This window comes from Flavobacterium fructosi (assembly GCF_042787335.1).
Lineage (GTDB): Bacteria > Bacteroidota > Bacteroidia > Flavobacteriales > Flavobacteriaceae > Flavobacterium > Flavobacterium fructosi.
Genome location: NZ_JBHZQA010000003.1, coordinates 371,737 through 394,823, shown reverse-complemented (window position 1 = coordinate 394,823; position 23,087 = coordinate 371,737). Strand labels below are relative to the sequence as shown.

Here is a 23,087-nt window from a genome sequence, read left to right as displayed (position 1 = left end):
GTTTTTAAAAAAGTAAAAAAATATTGGTTTTAATTAACAAAATTTAAAAAAATCAATTATTTTTTAAGTATTAATAGTTAAAGATAGTTAATAATTAAATATTTAAGAAATGAGGTATGAGAATTTAAGTAAAAAGTAGGCAAAATCTTTTACAATAAAGTACAACCGGATCAATCCAAAATCTTTTATCGAAATATGATAATCAATTTAATTAATCCTCTTCAGGTGCTATAGCTTCCCGATCGATGACCTGTTTTTTCGTTTTTGATTTTTTTTGATTCGAAAAATTAATGTAATCCGGAGTTAAATCAGAATCCTGCTTTTCTATAACAGGATTTGGGCTATTGTCAACTCCTAATTTATGGCTTTTGAATATTTTATTGACAAATTCTTTAAAGGTATCAAAATCCACTTCGTAAGAAACCCCTACTCCTTGTGTATAGCCAATTCCTTGCCCTATATAATTAATATCATTTTCTTTGTTAAAGAGACGTAAGTTCATGGTGCCGTCTTCATTTACCCTGTAAAGTACTTCGACATCACCTACAATTGCTGATTCATTTATTCCTCCAAAAGGAACCCCTACTTTTCCGTTTATTGTAATCCTTTCATTTATTTTGGATGAAATGGTAGCTATAAATCTTCCGTCCGTTTCTCTTCCGATTCTTTTATCAGCAGAAACAAAATTGAATCCAACTTTAAATTTCTCATTATCCGTGCGGATTATACCACCTAATAAACTTGTAGCAGTTTCAAACAAACTTCCAGAAAAATCAGATTGATTAACTCCTTCCGGACTTAAAAAACCTCCTGAAGACAATAAATATAAAGCTTGAGTCTGCCTTACATCTTTATCATTTAATTTGTATTGAATCTCAGATTTCAAAACATTGCTTACCGTTGGGAATTCAATATTAAATTCAGGCTCCGGACTAGTTAAATCTCCGCGAACACCTATTATAACTTCAACAGGTACTTTTGTATTAAAAGACGAATTTTCTAAAAGTACAGCAGGATTTGCGGTAGTTTTATAAACTGCTTCCAAATTTAATTGTGCTTTCATAGGATTTCCTTCCCAGGTAATTGATCCGCCTTTTTTTACTGCAAATTTCTTATCTATCAATCCACCATACTTAAAGTTATAACTCCCTTCATATGCCTGGAAATCTCCCCACATGTTGAATTTACCTAATGTATTTATCTTAAATAATAAAGATCCAAAACCTTTACCCTTCATTCCATGTCCCGTATTTCTGTCTAAAATAACTTCAACTTCGGCATCAGGTGTTATATCTAAATCAAATTCTAATTCTAGTCCTTTATAATTTCTGGTATTATCAAAGATGCCTTTTTCAATATTATACTTTTCCTTTGGAGTAACAAAATGAATAAAACTATTATCGCTTACACTTTGGGCATTGTTAATTGGAATTTTAATGGTCGTTCCTTTTTCAGATTTTGCGTCAACTTTTATAAAAAGTCCATTTGTAGGTCCTTTAATAGTTGCAGTACCATCAATAAATGCAGTGCCGTAATAAGCCGCATCATCACTGTCTTTGGTATCTAATGCTAAAAGTCTTTTTGAATTTATAGTTAAGTCTAATTTCCAATCAGAAAAATTTTTATGTTGAATACTTCCGTTTAAAGATCCCTTTGTTCCATATTTAGTATCTGTCAGCGTATTATCTCTAAACAAAAACCGTTCATCAGAAAGATCAATAATTGTTTTATCTTTCAACGCATAATCTACATTCAAATATGGAATCGTCATACCGGCATCGTCAACATACAGTCGACCATTAATATCTGGTTTTTTAAAATTTCCCTGAATAGTGGAATTTCCTGAAACAAAACCCCTGATATTAGACAAAACATTACCCCCAAGGGAGCTTAAAGTACCTAAATTAAATTTATCGAATTTTAATTTTAGATCTAGGACAGTCTCTTTATTAACGATTTCAAAATTTCCGTTAGCATTAAAAGACTCTATATTTTCATTTTCAATAGTGGAATTAATGGTGAACTTCTTAAAGTTTTCATCTCCTTCAATATTAAAATTTAGCAAACCTAAATCGGTTTTGTTCACGTTTAAATGATCAATTTCAATCGATGCTGTAGGCTGATAAATATTTTTATCTTGCTTGTAATGTACCTCGCCATTAATATTTCCATTAAAAACAAACTTCTCATTTTCGGGTGTTATCTTATTTAAATCGACATCCTTAAAACTCAATTTTAAATCTTTATATGTAGGACCATTGATATCTCCCATCAATGAGATTGCCTGATTTTCATGAGACAATATAATATTATCGATGTTAAAATTTTTAAATGCTTTATCAAAAACAATTTGATTATCAGGGCTCTCTTGTTCATTCAAAAACCATAAATAATCTTTAAATTTAACTTCCGATTTACTAATCCCAACCACATTTTTATTGTTCTTATTGATGGTATGGTATAAATTCAGATTAAAATAATCTTCTCCCTGATTTCCTCCTTTAAATTCAGAACGAAAGAATAATGTATCTTTCATTGTTACATTTATCAAACTAAAATCTCGTACTTTATAGTATTTCGTTTTTATGCTATCTAATTCAATGTAAGCATTGTATAGAGGATTTTTATTATCCACAGAAATTCGGATATTATCAAATGTATTTTCTGAAGCTTTAATCTGCGGTGAATTAAAATTTAGTTTAAACTCTTGATTATCTGAGTTAATATTTCCTTTTACAATAGTATTAGGTCCAATTGAAATTTCGGGATAAAATATTTCAATAATTTTATTATAAATGGTAAAATCAAATTTAAGAAATTGACCTTTTTTAACTTTATTGGGTTTGTAATTCGTATAAAGACTTCCCAACGAATTAGTTATCATATTTTTTAATTGGCTAAACTCGTATTTACCCACAATTTCACCCTCCATCACATCAGGAGAATTCACAACTATAGTTCGGACTCTATTTGGATCAAAACTGGATTTTATCGCAAAATCATCAAAATTATAGGTTCCTTTTACATTTTGATATGAAGTTTTATTGATATACAAATCTCCCTGAAGATTCTCAATCGTATTACCTGAGGCTTGAACTACAACATCACCTTTAAAAATAGATATTGAATCTTTTACAAAATTTAATTTGTGTAAATCCGCATTTTCCACGTTAATATGAAAATCGTATCGGCTGTCTTTTTTGCTTAAATCCAGTAAACCATCAAATGTCATACTTAAATTAGGGTCATTTACTGAAAGTTGTCCTTTATAATTAGGCATTTTAAAATTACCATTTACAACAACATTATTATAGGTATAATTATTATAATCAATTTGACTGACATCTCCTTTGATCGAAGTGTCTAAATATTTTTCTTTAAAACCTTTTCCGTCTACGTCTAAATCGAAACTTACTCTTCCTATATCTTTTCTATCAAATAAAGTACCTATGTCAAAATCTTCAATAACAACATTTCCTATATAAGACGCTTTGTCTATCACATCTATATTTTTCATCTGTAATTTAGAAGTTACTTTTCCCAATTCTGTTACCATTGAAAAATCAGCATCAATTGTCGTAGTAGTAATATGTGTAATACCCTTTGCCGAAAATTTTCCTAATTTTTTTAGTGTGGTTGGTAGCTTTTTCCCCAAAATATCAGGAAGTATAACTATCAGCTTGTCATAACTGGAATAAAGTTTATCAAATTTACCATACATGTAAAACCCATGCTCTTTGTTTGCAAATAAATTCTTGAAATTTACATCACCTATTATCTGAGTGTTTTTGGAATCAATTAAATTTAAATTTGTTATCCTTAAATCATTCAGCGTTCCCTTAATATTTGCTTTGGTAAAAAAATGTTGGTTTTTCCCTAACTCTTTATAAAAAAATCGAATGTCATTTGACGCAATTGACGCCGTATCCAATTTTATATTAAATTGAACTTTATCCGTAAAATTGGAGAAATCTTCAATTTTATAATTTAAATAGACCGTCCCCTTTACCTTTGATCCCCTGGTTAATAAATCAAGATCTTCTAGTTTAATACTCTTCTTCGAATAACTAAATTTTGAACTCAAATTCTCGACATATAAACCACGATGATCCAGAAAAGACATTTTGTTAATTATGGTAGTAACTTCTGAACCGTATAATTGAAAATCATCAACAGAGGCATTAAGTTTCGTAAAATTAACTAATACTGGAGTCGCCCTATTCTCATCTGTTAAAATGAAATGACCATTATAAACATGAAGTTTAGAAGATTTTAATAGAAAATGTTTTTTTGACTTTTTTCCGGTTTCAAAAGCAGCAATAAACTTATCAATATTGGAGAATTTCTCGTTTTTATACGTTTTTAAATTAAAAATTAAACCATCTAAACGTAAATCTCCAAAAACCAAATCACCATCTAATAATTTTTTACCCTCTAAAATTGTCGTTTTAATTCGATTTGCATAAATCAAAGTGTCTTTATGATGATCAAGTATCAAAACTTTTTTAAACTTTACACCCCCAAAAATAGATACTGCAACTCCATCAATTGCAATATCAGTTTTAAAATCTTTATTAAGACTTCGGACAAAATATACAGCTATTTTTGTTTGAATAAAAGGTGTTGTCAATGCAATACCAAGCACCAATAAAAGTAGGATAAGTCCAAGTATAGAACGTAATACTATTTTTCTAAATTTTTTGATACTTGTTTATTTTTTTAATTTTTATAATATTTTATTTTGCTTTTAGAAACAGTGGTCCTTTTAATAAAAATTCTTTAATTTTGGCTCCGCCGTAAAAATAAATATTTTAAAATCAGTTCGTCAAATATAATTCAAAATTTGTACCTTTTTATGCAAAATCCAGAGGTTTTTATTCTTGCTATCGAAAGTTCATGTGATGACACAGCTGCTGCTATTTTACAAAACGATAAAGTCTTGTCAAATGTTGTTGCTAATCAGTTAATTCATTCTCAATATGGCGGCGTAGTCCCGGAACTAGCTTCTCGGGCACATCAGCAAAATATAGTACCAGTAATTGCTGCTGCACTCCAAAAAGCAAAGATACAAAAAGAACAATTATCAGCAATCGCATTTACCCAAGGGCCAGGATTGATGGGGTCACTGCTTGTTGGGAGTTCATTTGCAAAATCATTAGCATTAGCATTGAAAATTCCTTTGATAGCTGTAAATCACATGCATGCTCACATATTAGCTCATTTTATCGATGAAGAAGGATTTGAAAAACCTACTTTCCCGTTTTTGGCGTTAACAATTAGCGGAGGACATACCCAAATTGTGCGAGTTAATGATTTTTTTGACCTTAAAATTATAGGAGAAACCACTGATGATGCGGTTGGTGAAGCATTTGATAAAAGTGCTAAAATACTCGGTCTTCCCTACCCCGGCGGTCCTTTTATTGATAAACATGCGCAATTAGGAAATCCTAAGGCTTTTGCTTTTACAAAACCAAAAGTTCCAGGATTAGACTTTAGTTTTTCGGGATTAAAAACGGCTATTTTATATTTTATACAAAAGAAAAAGCTTGAGAATCCAAATTTTATTGAAGAAAATTTGGATGATATTTGTGCCTCTATTCAATTTACAATAATTGAAATTTTAATGGATAAATTAAAATTAGCTGTAAAAGAAACAGGAATAAAACAAATCGCAATTGGAGGAGGTGTTTCTGCCAATTCAGGAATCCGAAAAACATTAAAAGAAACGGAGAATAAATATGGATGGAAAACATTTATTCCTAAATTTGAATACACTACGGATAACGCTGCAATGATTGGAATTGTAGGTTACCAAAAATTTTTAACTGAAAATTTCGAAACTTCATCTGTCGTTTCTAAAGCAAGAATACAATTCTAAATTATGCAATTATTTTATAACATAAATATTAATGAAACCACTAAAAACTTTTCTTTTGACAAAGAAGAAAGCAAACATATTATTAAAGTATTACGAAAAAAAGATACTGATATTCTCTATGTTACCAATGGTTTAGGTTTATTATTTAAGACCGAAATTACTTTAGCTTCCGACAGTAAATGCACAGTGAAAATTATTTCTTTTGAAAAATCAGCAACTCCTAAATTTCATTTGCATTTAGTAGTAGCTCCAACCAAAATGAATGATCGTTTCGAATGGTTTTTAGAAAAAGCTACCGAAATTGGTATCCATGAAATCACCCCTATTATTTGTGATCGATCAGAAAGAAAAGTAATCAATACCGAAAGATTTGATAAAATTTTATTGACTGCCATGAAGCAATCTAATGTATTATTTCTTCCTAAATTAAATAATGCTATACCTTTAAAAGAATTTTTGAAACAAAAACAACAAGGATTAAATTTTATAGCTCACTGCGAAGAAACAGATAAAAAAACTTTAAAAACGGCCTTAAAACCGAATGAAAATGTTACAATACTCATAGGTCCTGAAGGAGATTTTACAGAAAAAGAAATCGAATTAGCACTTGATTCAAATTATATTCCAGTTTCTTTAGGAAATACCCGATTAAGAACAGAAACTGCAGCAATTGTTGCGTGTCATAGTGTAGTTTTTGTTAATGAAAATTAATAATTAATAACTTCTTGCGAGTCATGAAAAAAATATTTTACATAGTATTACTAGTATCGATTTCTTCATTTTCGCAAGAAATAGCTTTATTAAAATATAGTGGCGGTGGAGATTGGTATGCTAACCCAACTTCATTGCCCAATTTAATAAAATATTGTAATGCAAATATAAACACTAAAATAAAATCGAAACCAGGAACTGTTGAACCCAGCAGTCCCGATTTGCTCTCCTATCCGTTCGTTCATATGACTGGACACGGAAATGTAGTGTTTAGTGATAGTGATGTAATAAATCTTAGAAATTATTTATCAGCTGGCGGTTTTCTTCACATTGATGATAATTATGGTATGGATCAATACATTAGAAAAGAAATCAAAAAAATTTTTCCAAGTACTGATTTAGTAGAAATTCCTTCAAATCATGCCATTTTTCAGAAACCTTACCTTTTTTCTAATGGATTACCTAAAATACATGAGCATGATGGCAAACGACCACAGGCTTTTGGAATATTTGTAGAAAACAAATTAGTACTGCTTTATACCTATGAATGTGATTTAGGCGACGGATGGGAAGATCCCGAAGTACATAACGATCCAATTGAAGTTCGTGAAAAAGCACTAAAAATGGGTGCTAATATCATAAATTACATCTTTACTTATTAGTTTAAACGAACAATCATAATTTTTTATAATTATTTTTCATAATTCTTTTTCTTAAAATAGTTTAAAAAAAAAATCATTCGTTTGTCCAAACAATTGGTTTTTAACTTATAATTATTAAATCATTTATAAACAATTCTCTTCGCTCCTTTTTATTTTATTTCAAAGTTGCCTTTAACGAAGTACAACAAAAAATAGTGCTCTAGTACAAATTTACCTAAGACGAAGGAATTAAATATGATTATTTAAGAACTTTGGAAATAGGCGCTACGACGTTACTTATTAGTTTTTATTATTTTTATAAATATTTTTTTATTTAAAAAATTGTTATATAATTGTATTAATATTAACTAAAACCAATTTTTATAACAAAAGCCCTTTATTATTATGAAAAAAATTCTTTTAACCGCAACTGTATTTTTAATGCTTTTCTCTTGTCAAAATGACACAACTGAAACAACAACGCAAAATGCTGCTGCTCTTACCAAACGTAGTTGTGCATCTCAAGATGTATTAGTTGCTCAATTAAAAGCTGACCCTACTTTAGCTTTAAGAATGAACCAAATTGAAGCTTTTACCCAAAATGCTATGTTAACCAATCGTTTAGTAAACGGAAAAGTTGAGATTCCCGTTGTGGTGAATGTTTTATACCAAACAACTGCCGAAAACATCTCTCTAACAAAGATTCAATCTCAAATTAATGTACTAAATCAAGATTTTAACGCAACAAACTCTGATTTTAATAAAGTTCCTTCTTTATTTTCAGGTGTAAAAGCAAATGTTGGAATCACATTTGTATTAGACCAAGTAATTAGAAAATCTACAACTAAAACTTCATGGGGAACCACTGACACCATGAAAAAAACAACTTATGGTGGAATTAATCCTACTTCACCTACTACAAAACTTAACTTATGGGTTTGTACTATTGGTGGTGGGATCTTAGGCTATGCACAATTCCCAGGTGGAGCATCTTCAACTGATGGAGTAGCTATTGATTCAAAATATTTTGGATTATCTGGAACTTCAAGCGCTCCTTACAACTTAGGAAGAACTGCAACGCACGAAGTAGGACACTGGATGAATTTACGTCATATTTGGGGAGATGCGAATTGTGGAAGCGATTTAGTTACTGACACACCAACTCATAACGATGCAAATTACGGTGTTCCTGCATACCCACATTACAGTACATGTTCAGGAACTCCGGTGGAAATGACTATGAACTACATGGACTATACTGATGATAATGCAATGTATATGTTTTCAAATGGGCAAAAATCAAGAATGTCTGCTATTTTTGTATCAGGTGGTGCAAGATCAGGATTCGGAATATAAATTTTAAAATTGAAGATTCTAAAACTCGCTACTAATTAGCGAGTTTTTTATTTAAAATATTACAAGTCAAAAGAAATAGTATTATTCTACTTGGTATAAAATAGTACAATTTACTTTCTGTGATACCTGTTACTAATATTAAGCTCTTAAATTAATCTCTTCGTTTTAATTAATTTTCAAATAATAAAAAAAATAACTTTACTATGGTTAAAAAACCAGATAAAACGAATAGCTGTATACTACATCTTTTTTGAAAATATTGTAACTATATTTAAATTATTGCATTAAATACAATAATCTTTGACTATTAATCATTTAAAAACTCGCATAATTTATTTAATTGTAAAGTAAAACCTTACAGCAGACAAATTAACTTTACGAAAACGATATAGTCGCTAAATTTTTCTTTTAAATATGTTTTTTTATTCAAAAAATTGTTATAAAATTGCATCATTATTAACCAAAACCTATATTTTATAACAAGTAAACCCCAATTAATTATGAAAAAAATTCTTTTAACTGCAACGGCATTTTTAATGCTTTTCTCTTGTCAAAATGACCCGACAGAATCTACTGCTGCTGCAACAAATGCTATAGCTCGTCGTTCATGTGCATCACAAGATGTTTTGGCTGAACAATTGAAAGCTGATCCTACTTTAGCTTTAAGAATGAACGCAATTGAAGCTTTCACACAAAAATCAATGTTAACTAACCGTTTGGTAAATGGTAAAGTGGTAATTCCAGTTGTAGTAAATGTATTGTACAACACTACCGCAGGAAATATTTCTGATGCTCAAATTCAGTCACAAATCGATGTATTAAACAAAGATTACACTGCAACAAACCCTGATTTCAGTAGTACTCCCACTGAGTTTGCTGGTGTAGCTGCAAATGTTGGTATCACTTTTGAATTAGTAAAGATCAATAGAAAATCAACTACTAAAACATCATGGGGAACTAGAGATGCAATGAAAAAAACAAAACAAGGAGGATTAGATCCTACAACACCTTCAACAACATTAAACATGTGGGCTTGTACAATTGGTGGAGGAATCTTAGGCTACGCTCAATTTCCGGGTGGCGCATTAGCAACTGATGGAGTTGTAATTGATTCTAACTATTTTGGTTTATCGAGTGCCGCAAGCTATCCTTATAATTTAGGAAGAACTGCTTCTCATGAAGTGGGTCACTGGATGAATCTACGTCATATATGGGGAGATGCTTCTTGTGGAGACGATTTAGTTTCTGATACTCCCGTTCACAAAACTTCAAACTTTGGTGTACCAACTTATCCGTATGTAAGTACATGTTTACCTGCTCACAATGAAATGACGATGAACTACATGGATTACACTGACGACAGAGGTATGTACATGTTTACTAATGGTCAAAAAGCTAGAATGACTGCTTTATTTGTTTCAGGTGGTGCAAGATCTGGTTTCGGAATATAATTTTTTAAATTTTACAATTCAAAACTCGCTACTTGTTAGCGAGTTTTTTTTATCTTTATATCCTAAAAAGTATAAATGATCACATCAAAAATTATAGCCAATGGCATATTGCGAGCAATCAGCATACTGGTTTCAGTCGCTTTGGTTCTTTATTTTTTATATCAAATTCAATCGGTGCTGATTTACCTTATAATAGCATTAATTCTTACATTAATAGGGAATCCAATTTTAGATTTTATTAAAAGAAGATTAAAATTCAATCATACATTCGCAACAATTACAACTTTATTCCTATTCATACTTATCATCGCTGGGTTTATTATGATGTTTATTCCTTTGATATTATCTCAAGGTCAGAATTTATCTCTTTTAAATACTGCTGAGATTGAAAAAAGCATTATTCAATTAATCAATCAAATTTCCATTTTCCTAGAAAGCCATCAGATTGATTCTTCAAGAGTTTTAAAAGAAACAGATATTACCTCTAAAATAAATTTTAATCTTATACCTAATTTTTTAAATGTAATCTTTGGCACAATCAGTAGTTTCGGAATGGGATTGGCCTCCGTTTTATTTATTACTTTTTTCTTTTTGAAAGATCGATTATTATTCATTTTAGGAGCAAAAAAAATAATACCAGATAGCCACGAGGACCAAATTTTGAATTCTTTAGAAAAAATAAATCACTTTTTGTCACGCTATTTCATCGGTTTATTAATTCAATTATTTATCGTTTTCTTGTCCTATATTATTGTTTTACTCATTTTTGGGATTCCAAACTCGATTGTCATTGCATTTTTATGTGCCGTTTTAAATATCATTCCTTATATTGGACCATTAATAGCGTCTATTCTAGCGGCGATTCTAACTATGATTAGTAATTTAGGAAGCGATTTTCAATCTGAAATTTTACCTACGACCTTATATGTATTAGTGGGTTTTTGGATAGTTCAAATTATTGACAATAATGTATCGCAGCCCATTATTTTTTCAAAAAGTGTAAGTTCTCATCCATTAGAAATATTCCTTGTGATATTGATGGCTGGCTTCCTTTTTGGTATTTTAGGAATGATTGTAGCAATCCCTCTTTATACCATACTAAAAGTAATAGGCAAAGAATTTTTTCCAGAGAATAAAGTAATTCAGCTGTTAACTAAAAATATTTAATTTTGAATGTAAATATTCTAAATTCTGAAATTCAAGAATTTATAAAAAGAAATATTGGAATCTCTATTTCAAAATTAGCACTGCAAAAAAACCCCTTTGCAATACTGGAATGGATTTCAATTTTGAATCAAATCGAAGCCAAAACAAAAAGTAAAGACAAACTCCCAACTTGGTTTTCGACAAAAAATATTATTTATCCAGCTAAAATTTCAATTGAACAAACTTCTTCCGAAAAAACAGCTTTGTACAAATCTACGATTGTTTATGGAGACAGTTTAATTGATTTGACTGGAGGTTTTGGTGTAGATGATTACTATTTTTCAAAAAAAATAAAAGCAGTTGCTCATTGCGAAATTAATCCAGATTTATCAGATTTGGTAAAACATAATTTTGTACAATTGGATGTAAAGAATGTTACTTGCTATTCAGCTGATAGTTTAGCAACTTTAGCATCATTAAACAAAAAATGGGACTGGATTTATATTGATCCTTCCAGAAGGAACGATGCCAATGGCAAAGTTTTTATGCTAAAGGATTGCTTACCAAATGTTCCCGAAAATATAGACTTCTATTTTAAAAACTCGGATTCAATTCTAATAAAAACAGCGCCATTACTCGATATTTCGGCAGGTTTATTAGAACTTAAAAATGTAAAAACTATTCATATTGTTGCTTTAGAAAACGAAGTAAAAGAACTGCTTTGGGAATTACACAAAGAATATAATGGGACAATTACGATCAAAACGGTAAATATCGGTAAAGAAAAATTAGAAACTTTTGAATTTGTATTAAACGAAAAATCAAAATTAAACCATTTTAGTTTACCTCAAAAATATCTGTATGAGCCCAATAGCGCCATTATGAAATCTGGTGGCTTTGATGAAGTGAGTACTTATTTTAAGCTTAACAAACTTCATAAGTTTTCTCATTTATATACCTCCGAAAATTTACTAGATTTCCCAGGAAGAACTTTTGAAATTATAAATACGATACCGTACAATAAAACCGAGATGAAAATACATTTCGAATACAAAAAAGCCAATATAACCATTAGGAATTTTCCTGACACTGTGGAAAGTATTCGAAAAAAATGGAAAATAAAAGACGGAGGAAATGTTTTTTCTTTTTTTACAACTGATGAAAATAATCGCAAAATTGTTTTAATTTGCACCAAAATAAAATAAAAATGAAACAACTGATTGCACTTACTTTACTTCTTATAAGTTTTACTTCATTTGCGCAAAAACCATGTGAGTTCAATATCGATGTTACCGATTCTATAGGTACTTATAAATCAACAAAGGAATATATTATTTCCGAGCAAAATTTTGCTGGTAATACCAACTATATCTTTTTTTCATTAGCTTTAACGGACGGATTACCTACTTTGAATGTTCAATTGCTTCAAAAAAGCAAAGGATTCTTGAAAGCAAATTGTTTTGATAAAAATTCGAAATTATTTTTACAATTAAACAATGGAAAAATAATCACGTTAATTCATCTCGATGAGGAAAATTGCGGTTCCTTAATTCGGGATGACAAAAATTTTGACAATCGAGTAATTACGGGTAGTTTTATGTTTATGAAAGATAGTTTTGAAGAATTAAAAAATTCACCTGTATCGTTGATGAGAATTAAATATTTAACCGATACTGAAGATTATGTAATCAAAAAAGAATTTACATCTGAATTAAACAATATCGTTTACCAGCCTGAAAAATTCTTTATCAACACCATCCCGTGTATCGAATAATTAATCGCACTTCCATTTTACGTTTGAAATTTTATCATTCAATCCCAGTTTGAAGTTATAGTGCCACCATTCAGAATCGAATGAATTAAAGCTGGCCTCTGTCATTCCTTCCTTTAACAACATTCTATTTGCCTTCACTTCTTGAGATACGTCAGTGAAATTGTGACCTGCTTCTTTACCGAAAAAATCAAAATGAGTTCCCATTTCCAATTCTTTCCCATTACTGTCAACTAATGTTATGTCAACTGCTCCTCCTCTATTATGAATGGAACCTTTGGCCGGATTGGCAACATATTCCGGGTTAGAAACGATCTTCCACATTTTTTTTTGAATATCTAAAGGGCGGTAACAATCAAAAATTTTGATTTTGTAACCCTTTCTCTTGAATGAAGTATTGGCCTCAATCAATGCTTTCACCGTTTTTAAACGCAGAAAACATTCCGCACAATCATACACTTTTACTTTTAAGAAATTATCTGCTGTAGCGTATTTCAAATCGTATTCAAAATCCTGGCTGTAGTCTTTTAAATTTACGAAGGTAGTGTCACTAATAGAAATGTTTTTTTCTTCCATTTTAGTACTTCCAACTTGTGATTTACAGGAAACCATCCCCAAAAGAAAACAAAAAAGAATACCTGATTTTAAGTAGGAAGTCATAAATATAATTTTTTTATAAAAATAAGATAATTTAGGTATTTACATCAGATATAAAAACAAAAAAACCAATACTAATTAAAGTATCGGTTTTTGTGAAGGCAGAAGGATTCGAACCTTCGACCGCCTGCTTAGAAGGCAGGTGCTCTATCCAGCTGAGCTATGCCTCCATTACTCATGTAAAAAATCTAGTCGGGGTGGCAGGATTCGAACCTGCGGCCTCCTGCTCCCAAAGCAGGCGCGATAACCGAGCTACGCTACACCCCGAAAAACAAAATATAAAGCGGAGGGACAGGGACTCGAACCCTGGCACCGATTACTCGATGACAGTTTAGCAAACTGCTCCATTACCACTCTGGCACCCCTCCAAACTCAAGGAAATGTGTCCTGTTTTGCGGTTGCAAATTTAAGACATCTTTACGTTACTCACAAGTATTTGAAAGCTTTTTTTTAATATTTTTTAGCCTTTTTATAAAAACACTTCACAATCAAACATATAGAGTTCAATAAATATTTAAAATATATTATGATGCAATCAAAATGTGAAATTCTATAAAAAAGATTAAATTTGCTACATAAACTAACATTATATATATCATGAACAAAAAAGTTGTTATTGTGTCTGCCGTTAGAACACCTATCGGAAGTTTTATGGGAGGATTATCTGCAGTCCCTGCGACAAGATTAGGGGCGGTTGCTATAAAAGGAGCTTTGGATAAAATTAATTTAGATCCAAATCTAGTTGATGAAGTGTTTATGGGTAATGTTGTTCAGGCTGGCGTAGGACAAGCTCCTGCTCGTCAAGCGGCTTTATTTGCTGGTTTACCAAATACCGTGGCTTGCACAACTATTAATAAAGTGTGTGCTTCAGGAATGAAATCAGTCATGTTAGGCGCACAAGCAATTATGTGCGGTGATGCAGAAATTGTTGTTACCGGTGGTATGGAAAATATGAGTTTGATTCCGCATTATATGCATTTGAGAAATGGAACAAAATTTGGACCAACAACAATGATTGACGGAATGCAAAGAGACGGATTGTCTGATGCCTACGACAACAATGCTATGGGAGTGTGTGCTGACTTATGTGCATCTGAATATAAATTTACTAGAGAAGAACAAGATAACTTCGCAATTCAATCGTATGAGCGTAGTACAAATGCATGGAAAGACGGGAAATTTGACAATGAGGTAGTTTCAGTTCCAGTTCCACAAAGAAAAGGTGATCCAATTATTGTTTCTAAAGACGAAGAATTTACAAACGTAAAATTAGATAAAATCCCAACATTAAATCCAGCCTTCACTAAAGATGGTACGGTAACAGCTGCTAATTCATCAACAATAAATGATGGTGCCGCTGCAATAGTATTAATGAGCGAAGAAAAAGCAATAGAATTAGGATTAAAACCATTGGCTTACATAAGAAGTTATGCTGATGCAGCTCAAGAGCCAAAATGGTTTACAACAAGCCCTTCTAAAGCCATTCCTAAGGCTTTAGAGAAAGCAGGATTAGCGATAAGTGATGTTGATTATTTTGAATTTAATGAGGCATTTGCCGTAGTTGGTTTGGCGAATGCCAAAATCCTAGGATTAGAAGACACTAAAGTAAATATAAATGGTGGCGCTGTATCCCTAGGACATCCTTTAGGATGCTCTGGTGCTAGAATCATCGTAACATTATTGAATGTTTTGGAACAAAACAACGGTAAGATTGGTGCAGCTGCAATTTGCAACGGTGGCGGTGGAGCTTCAGCAATTGTTATCGAAAGAGCCTAAATAATTTTAAGTTATGAGTTATGAGTTTTAAAACTTATAACTCATAATTCTTAACTCATAAATTAACCTAAATGTTCGGAATTTGTAATCTAGCCATAATCCCACTTCGCTTTGAACCCAATGACAGAAGCGAAATTGTTTCTCAAGTTTTATTTGGCGAACATTTTGAAATTCTAGAACAATTAAAACAATGGTCCCGAATCAAAATGCAATATGATGATTACGAAGGATGGGTAGATTCTAAGCAGTTCCAAATAATTTCTGAATCAAGTTACAATCAGTTATCAACTGAAGCTATCATTCTAAATGCAGATTTAATAGAATATATAACTGGTCGATCCAACTTATTGATGCCAATTCCTTTGGGTTCTTCCTTGTCTTTTATAAATCATAATGAGATAAATACGTCAGGTTTTGATTTTGAAGGAACAAAAACAAGTGGAGAAAAGAATAAAGAAAACTTAATCTCAACTGCTTTCATGTATTTGAACGCGCCATACCTTTGGGGAGGAAAAACTCCTTTTGGTATTGATTGCTCTGGGTTTACTCAAATGGTTTATAAACTGAATGGTTACAAATTACTACGAGATGCTTCACAGCAATCAACACAAGGAGAACCTTTAAGTTTTATCGAGGAAAGTGAACCTGGCGATTTAGCTTTTTTTGACAATGAGGAAGGCAATATAATCCATGTAGGGATAATTATGGATGATAATTATATTATTCATGCAAGTGGAAAAGTTCGAATTGACCGATTAGATCATCTGGGAATATTTAATTCCGAAACAAATAAGCATACTCACAAACTTCGAGTTATCAAAAAAATTATTTAAATAAAAAAACCTATCAATATATTTGATAGGTTTTTTTACTATTAAGCAAAATTTACATTTTTGCTTTTAATGCCTTCTTCTTTTCATTCATTTCTAAAGCTCCGTAAACACTTAATAAGGTGTTTTTTACTTCTGTATTTTTAGGATCCAATTCACTTGCTTTTTCGAGATAAGGTAAAGCACTTGTAAAAACTACTTCTCTTTGTTTCTTTAAAACCGCATACCTTTTATTGTCTTTTTCAGAATTTCCTAATTTACTCATTTCTTCAAAAAGTGCTTTATCAGCATCTAATTTCAAAATTGCTAAATTCAAATAAGCATTTACATAATCAGGCTTGATTTTAATTGCTTGTAAATAATATTTTTCAGCATCAGCATTATTCTTCGCATTGTAACTGATTACTCCTAAATTAAATATCAAATCAGCATCATTAGGATTTTTTTGCAGTACTTCTGAAATTAACTTTTTGTAAGTATCAAAGTCTTTTGTTTCTAAATACAAATTAGCTTCTGTTAGGATTAATGAAGTGTCTTCAGGATTAGCAACTCTAGCTGCTGCAATTGCACTTTTAGCTTCTTCTGTTTTTCCTTTCTCAACTAAAATTAAAGCCATATTTTTATATATTTCTCCTCTTTTTGAAGGTATAACATCAGTTCTTGGTTTTTCGTGAGTCCCTAATTTTACCATTCTATCTCTTTCCGTAACTGTTGTAAAAAGATCTTCTTCCCCACTTAACTTATTTACAGCTAAATAACTAGTTCCCTTTCCTGAATAGTTCAAAGTTTTCAACTCTTCATACAATTTAAGAGCCTCATCATAATTTTTTGCGTTTATATAAGTAGAAGCCGCATAATACAAATTAAGAGTGTCTTTTTTATCTAATAGATAAGCATCATATAATTTTTTAGCGCTATCTGAATGCTTATCAACTTTAGAATCTGCAATTGCAGAATTTATTAATTTAAATTTGATATCAGTAATAGAAGCTGCAGCTTGAGTAGAAAATTTCATTTTCCCTGAAGCTTTTTCAACTGAAATTAAATCTTGGTATGCTTTTGCTGCAAGAGAAAGATTTTTATCTATATCAACTTTTTTATTCGCTAAATCTAAATAGGCATTCCCTTTAACAAAGAAAAATTGTGCCTTTTCAGCATCTGGAGCAGTTGCAGAGGCAGCTTCTGCAGCTACCAAAATATTTACTGCTTCTTGCGAATTACCACCTTTAATCGCTTTTTCAGCAGCTTTAATTTGATCTTTTTGAGCAAAAGTAGCTACTGATATCAATAAGGCTGATGCAAGTATTACATATTTACTTTTCATAATATTCTATTTTTATTTAATAATTATTCTTGTTTATATTCTAATTTTTAAGCTTCATCATCAGCGTCGTCGTCAGTATCTTCTTCCTCCTCTTCACTCTCTTCAGAATCATCCTCGTCCTCCTCTTCTTCCGTTCCTTCATCCTCAAGAACTTCTAATACTGGCTTAACTCTTTCGATAGCTTCTGATTCAATAACATTTCCGTCTTCGTCAACAATCACTTCAGCAACATCGTCTTTCATTACCTTTGTAACCGCTGCAATCGAATCGTTTCCTTTGATGTTAATTAACTTCACTCCTTGTGTCGCACGTCCCATAACTCTCAAATCTTCAACAGCCATTCTAATAGTTAATCCAGATTTGTTGATAATCATTAAATCATCAGCATCTGTAACCGCATTTATAGAAATCAGTTTACCTGTTTTTTCGGTAATATTTAAGGTTTTAACTCCTTTACCACCACGATTTGTGATTCTGTATTCGTCAAGACTAGAACGTTTTCCATATCCGTTTTCAGCAACAACTAAAATTTCGCTGCTCATATCGTTTACAGTAACCATGCCAATTACTTCATCGGTATCATCTTTAAGTGTAATTCCACGAACTCCGGAAGCAGTTCTTCCCATCGGACGGGTCTTAGTTTCTTCAAAACGAACTAATTTACCTGATTTTACAGCCAAAATAATTTGGCTTTGTCCGTTGGTTAATTTAGCTTCCAATAATTCATCTCCCTCTTTGATGGTAATTGCAGCAACACCATTTACTCTAGGCTTAGAATATTTCTCTAAAGATGTTTTCTTAACCTGACCTTTCTTAGTTACCATAATCAAATTATGACTATTGATATATTCCTTATCTTTAAGATCTTGAGTACAAATAAAAGCTTTTACTTTATCGTCACTTTCTATATTTACTAGGTTTTGAATTGCTCTACCTTTTGCGGTTTTACTTCCTTCTGGAATTTCATAAACACGCATCCAGAAACATTTTCCTTTTTGGGTAAAGAACATCATATATTGATGATTCGTTGCTACAAACATGTGCTCTAAGAAATCTTGATCTCTTGTTCCAGCACTTTTTTGACCAACTCCTCCTCTATTTTGTGTTTTGTATTCCGTAAGATTCGTACGTTTAATATACCCTGCATGAGAGATCGTAATTACCACATTTTCATCGGCAATTAAATCTTCAATACTTACGTCTCCTCCTGAATATTCAATTACAGAACGACGTTCATCGCCATACTTATCGCGAATTTCTACCAGTTCTTCTTTTATCAGTGCAGTTCTTAAATTCACATCGGCTAATAAAGCTTTTAAATGCTCAATTAACTTCATAATTTCTTCATATTCGGTTCTTAACTTGTCTTGTTCCAGACCCGTTAATTGACGTAAACGCATCTCTACAATTGCACGAGACTGAATGTCTGATAATTTGAATCTTTCGATTAATTTTTCTCTTGCTTCTTCCGTACTTTTTGAAGCTTTAATTAAAGCAATTACTTCGTCAATATTATCAGAAGCGATAATTAATCCTTCCAAAATATGAGCTCGCGCTTCTGCTTTTCTTAATTCGAATTGCGTTCTGCGGGTCACCACGTCATGACGGTGCTCAATAAAATAATGAATCAAATCTTTCAGATTCAACATTTGCGGACGACCTTTTACAATTGCAATATTGTTTACACTAAACGAAGATTGTAATTGTGTAAACTTATAAAGTGTATTTAAAACTACGTTTGGTGTAGCATCACGTTTCAAAATATAAACGATACGCATTCCGTTTCTATCCGATTCATCACGGATATTAGCAATACCATCTATTTTTTTATCATTCACCAAATCAGCAGTACGTTTAATCATATCCGCTTTATTGACTTGGTATGGAATTTCGGTAACGATAATACATTCCCGACCATCCACTTCTTCAAAACCAACTTTAGCACGCATTACAATACGTCCTCTACCGGTTTTAAATGCTTCACGAACACCATCGTATCCATATATTATACCTCCAGTAGGGAAATCCGGGGCTTTAATATGGTTCATCAGTTCATCTATTTCAATATCATTGTTATCAATATAGGCTAATGTTCCGTTGATTACTTCAGTAAGATTGTGAGGAGGCATGTTAGTTGCCATACCCACAGCTATTCCTGTTGCCCCATTAATTAATAAGGTAGGAACACGCGTTGGCATAACCGTTGGCTCTTCTAAGGTATCATCAAAATTTAATTTAAAATCAACGGTTTCTTTATCGATATCCGCCAAGATTTCTTCTGAAATCTTACGCATTCGAGCCTCCGTATAACGCATAGCTGCCGGACTATCTCCATCCACCGAACCAAAGTTACCCTGACCATCAATTAACAAATAACGCAAACTCCATTCCTGTGCCATACGAACCATAGCATCATATACAGATGTATCTCCGTGAGGGTGATATTTTCCAAGAACTTCACCGACAATTCTTGCTGACTTTTTGTGAGCAGATCTTGAGTTAACTCCCAAATCATGCATCCCATAAAGTACTCTTCGATGTACTGGTTTCAAGCCATCTCTGACATCTGGAAGTGCTCTTGATACAATTACTGACATCGAATAATCGATGTAAGCTGTTTTCATTTCATCTTCAATGTTAATAGGAATTAACTTTTCTCCTTCAGACATAAGTTGTTATATTAAAAAATTATATTAGTTTCAAAACGTGCCAATATACGCTTTTTTGAAATTTTTGACCCTGTTTTACCGTACTTATTTCAATGATTTATTAACAAATTTTTCTTCTTATTAAGTTAATAAATTATGTAAAATTTAACTCTATTATGATTAATATTTTTGTCTATTAGCTGACAGTAGTTGTTAAAGGAACGATTATTGTTTTTCAATCACTAATTCACTAAATTTACAGTATCAAATATATATTATGGATGATAATTTTTCACCAAGAGTAAAAGACGTTATAACCTACAGCAAAGAAGAAGCTTTGCGATTAGGTCATGACTTTATAGGAACAGAACACCTAATGCTAGGGATTTTAAGAGATGGTAACGGGAAAGCAATTCAAATTTTGAATAACTTATCTGTCGATTTAGATCATTTACGCAGAAAGGTTGAAATTCTTAGTCCTGCAAGCCCTAGCGTTGAAGTCAATGTAGAAAAGAAAAATTTACACTTGACACGTCAGGCCGAACGAGCACTGAAAACAACATTTCTTGAAGCAAAAGTATTTCAGAGCTCTTCTATTAGTACAGCGCACCTGTTGTTATGCATTTTAAGAAACGAAAACGATCCCACAACCAAGCTATTAAATAAACTTAAAATTGATTACGATATAGCTAAAGAACAATATTTAAATATGACTCCAAACGACGAAGAATTTTTAGAAAACTTGCCAAAAAACGAATCGTACAATGACGATTCAGGACAAGATGACAGTCTTAAAGAAGGAACTTTTAATAATCCCGCCAATAAATCAAACAAAAAATCTAAAACACCTGTTTTAGACAATTTTGGGAGAGATTTAACAGAAATGGCCGAAGAAGGAAAATTAGACCCCGTTGTAGGACGCGAAAAAGAAATTGAGCGCGTTTCTCAAATTTTGAGCCGTCGTAAAAAGAACAATCCACTACTTATAGGAGAACCCGGAGTAGGGAAATCAGCGATTGCTGAAGGATTAGCTTTACGCATTATTCAAAAAAAAGTGTCTCGAATCTTGTTTAATAAACGTGTTGTTACATTAGATTTAGCCAGCCTTGTAGCGGGAACAAAATATAGAGGACAGTTTGAAGAACGTATGAAAGCGGTTATGAATGAATTGGAAAAAAATGACGACATCATTCTTTTTATAGATGAAATTCACACAATAGTCGGTGCTGGTGGAGCAACTGGCTCTTTAGATGCCTCTAATATGTTTAAACCCGCTCTAGCACGAGGTGAAATCCAATGTATTGGTGCCACAACCTTAGACGAATACAGACAATATATAGAAAAAGATGGTGCTTTAGAAAGACGATTTCAAAAGATTATTGTAGAACCAACGTCCGTTGTTGAAACGATTACTATTTTGAACAATATCAAAAATAAATACGAAGACCATCATAATGTTACTTACTCGCAAGAAGCAATTGAAGCTTGCGTTAAATTAACCGATCGATATATGTCAGAACGTTTCTTACCCGACAAAGCTATTGATGCTTTAGACGAAGCAGGTTCAAGAGTTCACATTACAAACATTGAAGTTCCTCAGGCAATACTGGATTTGGAACGTCAATTAGATGATGTTCGAGAATTGAAAAATGTTGTTGTCAAAAAACAAAAATATGAAGAAGCCGCTAAACTTCGTGATGACGAAAAACGCATAGAAAAAGATTTAGCAATTGCCCAAGAGCAATGGGAAGAAGATGCCAAAAATAATCGAATTGAAGTTACGGAAGATAATGTTGCCGATGTAGTTTCTATGATGACTGGTATTCCCGTAAACCGTATTGCTCAAACAGAAAGTAACAAACTTGCAAAATTACCAGAACTCATTGAAGGTAAGGTAATCGGACAAAAAGAAGCAGTAATGAAAATTGCTCGTTCTATCCAGAGAAATCGCGCCGGATTAAAAGATCCGAACCGCCCAATTGGTTCCTTTATTTTCTTAGGACAAACAGGTGTTGGTAAAACGCAATTGGCGAAAGTATTAGCAAAGGAACTATTCGATTCTGAAGATGCATTGATTCGAATTGACATGAGTGAATACATGGAAAAATTTTCTATCTCTAGACTTGTGGGTGCACCTCCGGGATACGTAGGTTATGAAGAAGGCGGACAATTAACAGAGAAAGTTAGAAGAAAACCATATTGTGTAGTACTCTTAGATGAGATTGAGAAAGCGCATCCTGATGTTTTCAATATGTTATTACAGGTTCTTGATGACGGTTATTTAACAGATAGTTTAGGTCGGAAAATTGATTTCAAAAACACTATAATTATCATGACTTCCAATGTTGGAGCCCGACAATTAAAAGATTTTGGTCAGGGAGTTGGTTTTGGAACTGCTGCCAAAGTAGCTCAGGCCGATGACAATTCGAAAAGTATCATCGAGAATGCGTTGAAAAAAACTTTTGCGCCGGAATTCCTCAACAGAATTGATGATGTAATTGTATTCAATGCTTTAGAGAAACATGATATTGATTTGATTATTGAAATCGAATTGAAAAAATTATTTGCTCGTGTTTCAGAATTGGGATATCAACTAAGTTTATCTGACAAAGCGAAAGCTTTTATCGCGGAAAAAGGGTTTGACAGACAATTTGGTGCCAGACCATTGAAAAGAGCCATTCAAAAATATGTTGAAGATACCCTTGCCGAGGAAATTATTACTTCAAAAATTGCTTCTGGAGATGAAATTTTTATGGATATTGAAGATGGAGCCCAAGAATTGACGGTACAAGTTCATAAGGCTGGTGAACCAACCAATCTATAGTTTATCTCAACTTTAAATATTTAATAACCCGTTACGTTTTTATGACATAGCGGGTTTATTCTTTACACAAATTC

At 32.0% G+C, this 23,087-nt stretch carries 15 protein-coding genes and 3 tRNA genes; 11 read left to right on the top strand and 7 right to left on the bottom strand.

Annotated features, from left to right (window positions below; translation table 11 throughout):
* Positions 1–211 precede the first annotated feature (211 nt).
* Positions 212–4,645 carry a translocation/assembly module TamB domain-containing protein gene (locus ACFX5D_RS07025; protein ID WP_379857666.1) on the bottom strand — a complete coding sequence of 1,478 codons (4,434 nt, stop codon included), beginning with the start codon at positions 4,643–4,645 and terminating at the stop codon, positions 212–214.
* Positions 4,646–4,855: 210 nt separating this feature from the next.
* Here ACFX5D_RS07025 and tsaD point away from each other — a divergent pair, with 210 nt between their 5' ends.
* The 8 genes from tsaD to ACFX5D_RS06985 all read left to right on the top strand — a co-directional run bounded on the left by tsaD (position 4,856) and on the right by ACFX5D_RS06985 (position 12,957).
* Positions 4,856–5,878, top strand: coding sequence for a tRNA (adenosine(37)-N6)-threonylcarbamoyltransferase complex transferase subunit TsaD (gene tsaD / locus ACFX5D_RS07020; protein WP_379857519.1), 1,023 nt, complete (start codon positions 4,856–4,858; stop codon positions 5,876–5,878).
* Positions 5,879–5,881: 3 nt separating this feature from the next.
* Positions 5,882–6,589 (top strand): 16S rRNA (uracil(1498)-N(3))-methyltransferase, encoded by a 708-nt coding sequence (locus ACFX5D_RS07015; protein ID WP_379857518.1) that lies wholly within the window; start codon positions 5,882–5,884, stop codon positions 6,587–6,589.
* A gap of 23 nt (positions 6,590–6,612) precedes the next feature.
* Positions 6,613–7,251 (top strand): DUF4159 domain-containing protein, encoded by a 639-nt coding sequence (locus ACFX5D_RS07010; RefSeq protein ID WP_379857517.1) that lies wholly within the window; start codon positions 6,613–6,615, stop codon positions 7,249–7,251.
* 384 nt (positions 7,252–7,635) lie between these two features.
* Positions 7,636–8,586: a zinc metalloprotease gene (locus ACFX5D_RS07005; protein WP_379857516.1), complete on the top strand. Its 951-nt coding sequence runs from the start codon at positions 7,636–7,638 to the stop codon at positions 8,584–8,586.
* A gap of 500 nt (positions 8,587–9,086) precedes the next feature.
* Positions 9,087–10,037 carry a zinc metalloprotease gene (locus tag ACFX5D_RS07000; RefSeq protein WP_379857515.1) on the top strand — a complete coding sequence of 317 codons (951 nt, stop codon included), beginning with the start codon at positions 9,087–9,089 and terminating at the stop codon, positions 10,035–10,037.
* A 75-nt stretch (positions 10,038–10,112) separates the two neighbouring features.
* The gene (locus tag ACFX5D_RS06995; RefSeq protein WP_379857514.1) at positions 10,113–11,204 is read left to right on the top strand and encodes an AI-2E family transporter; all 1,092 of its coding nucleotides are present in this window, start codon (positions 10,113–10,115) and stop codon (positions 11,202–11,204) included.
* Positions 11,205–11,206: 2 nt separating this feature from the next.
* Entirely contained in the window at positions 11,207–12,388 is a 1,182-nt protein-coding gene (locus ACFX5D_RS06990; protein ID WP_379857513.1) for a THUMP-like domain-containing protein, read from the top strand.
* Positions 12,389–12,390: 2 nt separating this feature from the next.
* Positions 12,391–12,957, top strand: a complete 567-nt coding sequence (locus ACFX5D_RS06985) for a hypothetical protein (RefSeq protein ID WP_379857512.1) — start codon at positions 12,391–12,393, stop codon at positions 12,955–12,957.
* On the opposite strand, the gene ACFX5D_RS06980 is transcribed toward ACFX5D_RS06985, so the two are convergent.
* The 4 genes from ACFX5D_RS06980 to ACFX5D_RS06965 form a co-directional block, all read right to left on the bottom strand.
* Positions 12,958–13,614, bottom strand: coding sequence for a M15 family metallopeptidase (locus tag ACFX5D_RS06980; RefSeq protein WP_379857510.1), 657 nt, complete (start codon positions 13,612–13,614; stop codon positions 12,958–12,960).
* Between the two features lie 93 nt (positions 13,615–13,707).
* A tRNA-Arg gene (locus ACFX5D_RS06975) sits at positions 13,708–13,781 on the bottom strand.
* Between the two features lie 22 nt (positions 13,782–13,803).
* Positions 13,804–13,878 (bottom strand) — tRNA-Pro (locus tag ACFX5D_RS06970).
* A 17-nt stretch (positions 13,879–13,895) separates the two neighbouring features.
* Positions 13,896–13,979 (bottom strand) — tRNA-Ser (locus tag ACFX5D_RS06965).
* Positions 13,980–14,208: 229 nt separating this feature from the next.
* Here ACFX5D_RS06965 and ACFX5D_RS06960 point away from each other — a divergent pair.
* Together ACFX5D_RS06960 and ACFX5D_RS06955 are read left to right on the top strand one after the other, a co-directional pair.
* Positions 14,209–15,387, top strand: a complete 1,179-nt coding sequence (locus ACFX5D_RS06960) for an acetyl-CoA C-acyltransferase (protein WP_379857509.1) — start codon at positions 14,209–14,211, stop codon at positions 15,385–15,387.
* Positions 15,388–15,458: 71 nt separating this feature from the next.
* Complete coding sequence (locus ACFX5D_RS06955) at positions 15,459–16,220, top strand: C40 family peptidase (RefSeq protein ID WP_379857507.1); 762 nt, start codon at positions 15,459–15,461, stop codon at positions 16,218–16,220.
* A gap of 52 nt (positions 16,221–16,272) precedes the next feature.
* Here the strand turns inward: ACFX5D_RS06955 and ACFX5D_RS06950 are convergent, their stop codons facing one another.
* Together ACFX5D_RS06950 and gyrA are read right to left on the bottom strand one after the other, a co-directional pair.
* The gene (locus tag ACFX5D_RS06950) at positions 16,273–17,541 is read right to left on the bottom strand and encodes a tetratricopeptide repeat protein (RefSeq protein WP_379857506.1); all 1,269 of its coding nucleotides are present in this window, start codon (positions 17,539–17,541) and stop codon (positions 16,273–16,275) included.
* Positions 17,542–17,588: 47 nt separating this feature from the next.
* On the bottom strand, positions 17,589–20,210 hold the full coding sequence (gene gyrA, locus ACFX5D_RS06945; RefSeq protein WP_379857505.1) for a DNA gyrase subunit A: 2,622 nt from the start codon (positions 20,208–20,210) through the stop codon (positions 17,589–17,591).
* Positions 20,211–20,466: 256 nt separating this feature from the next.
* Here gyrA and ACFX5D_RS06940 point away from each other — a divergent pair, with 256 nt between their 5' ends.
* Complete coding sequence (locus ACFX5D_RS06940; protein WP_379857504.1) at positions 20,467–23,013, top strand: ATP-dependent Clp protease ATP-binding subunit; 2,547 nt, start codon at positions 20,467–20,469, stop codon at positions 23,011–23,013.
* Positions 23,014–23,087 lie beyond the last annotated feature (74 nt).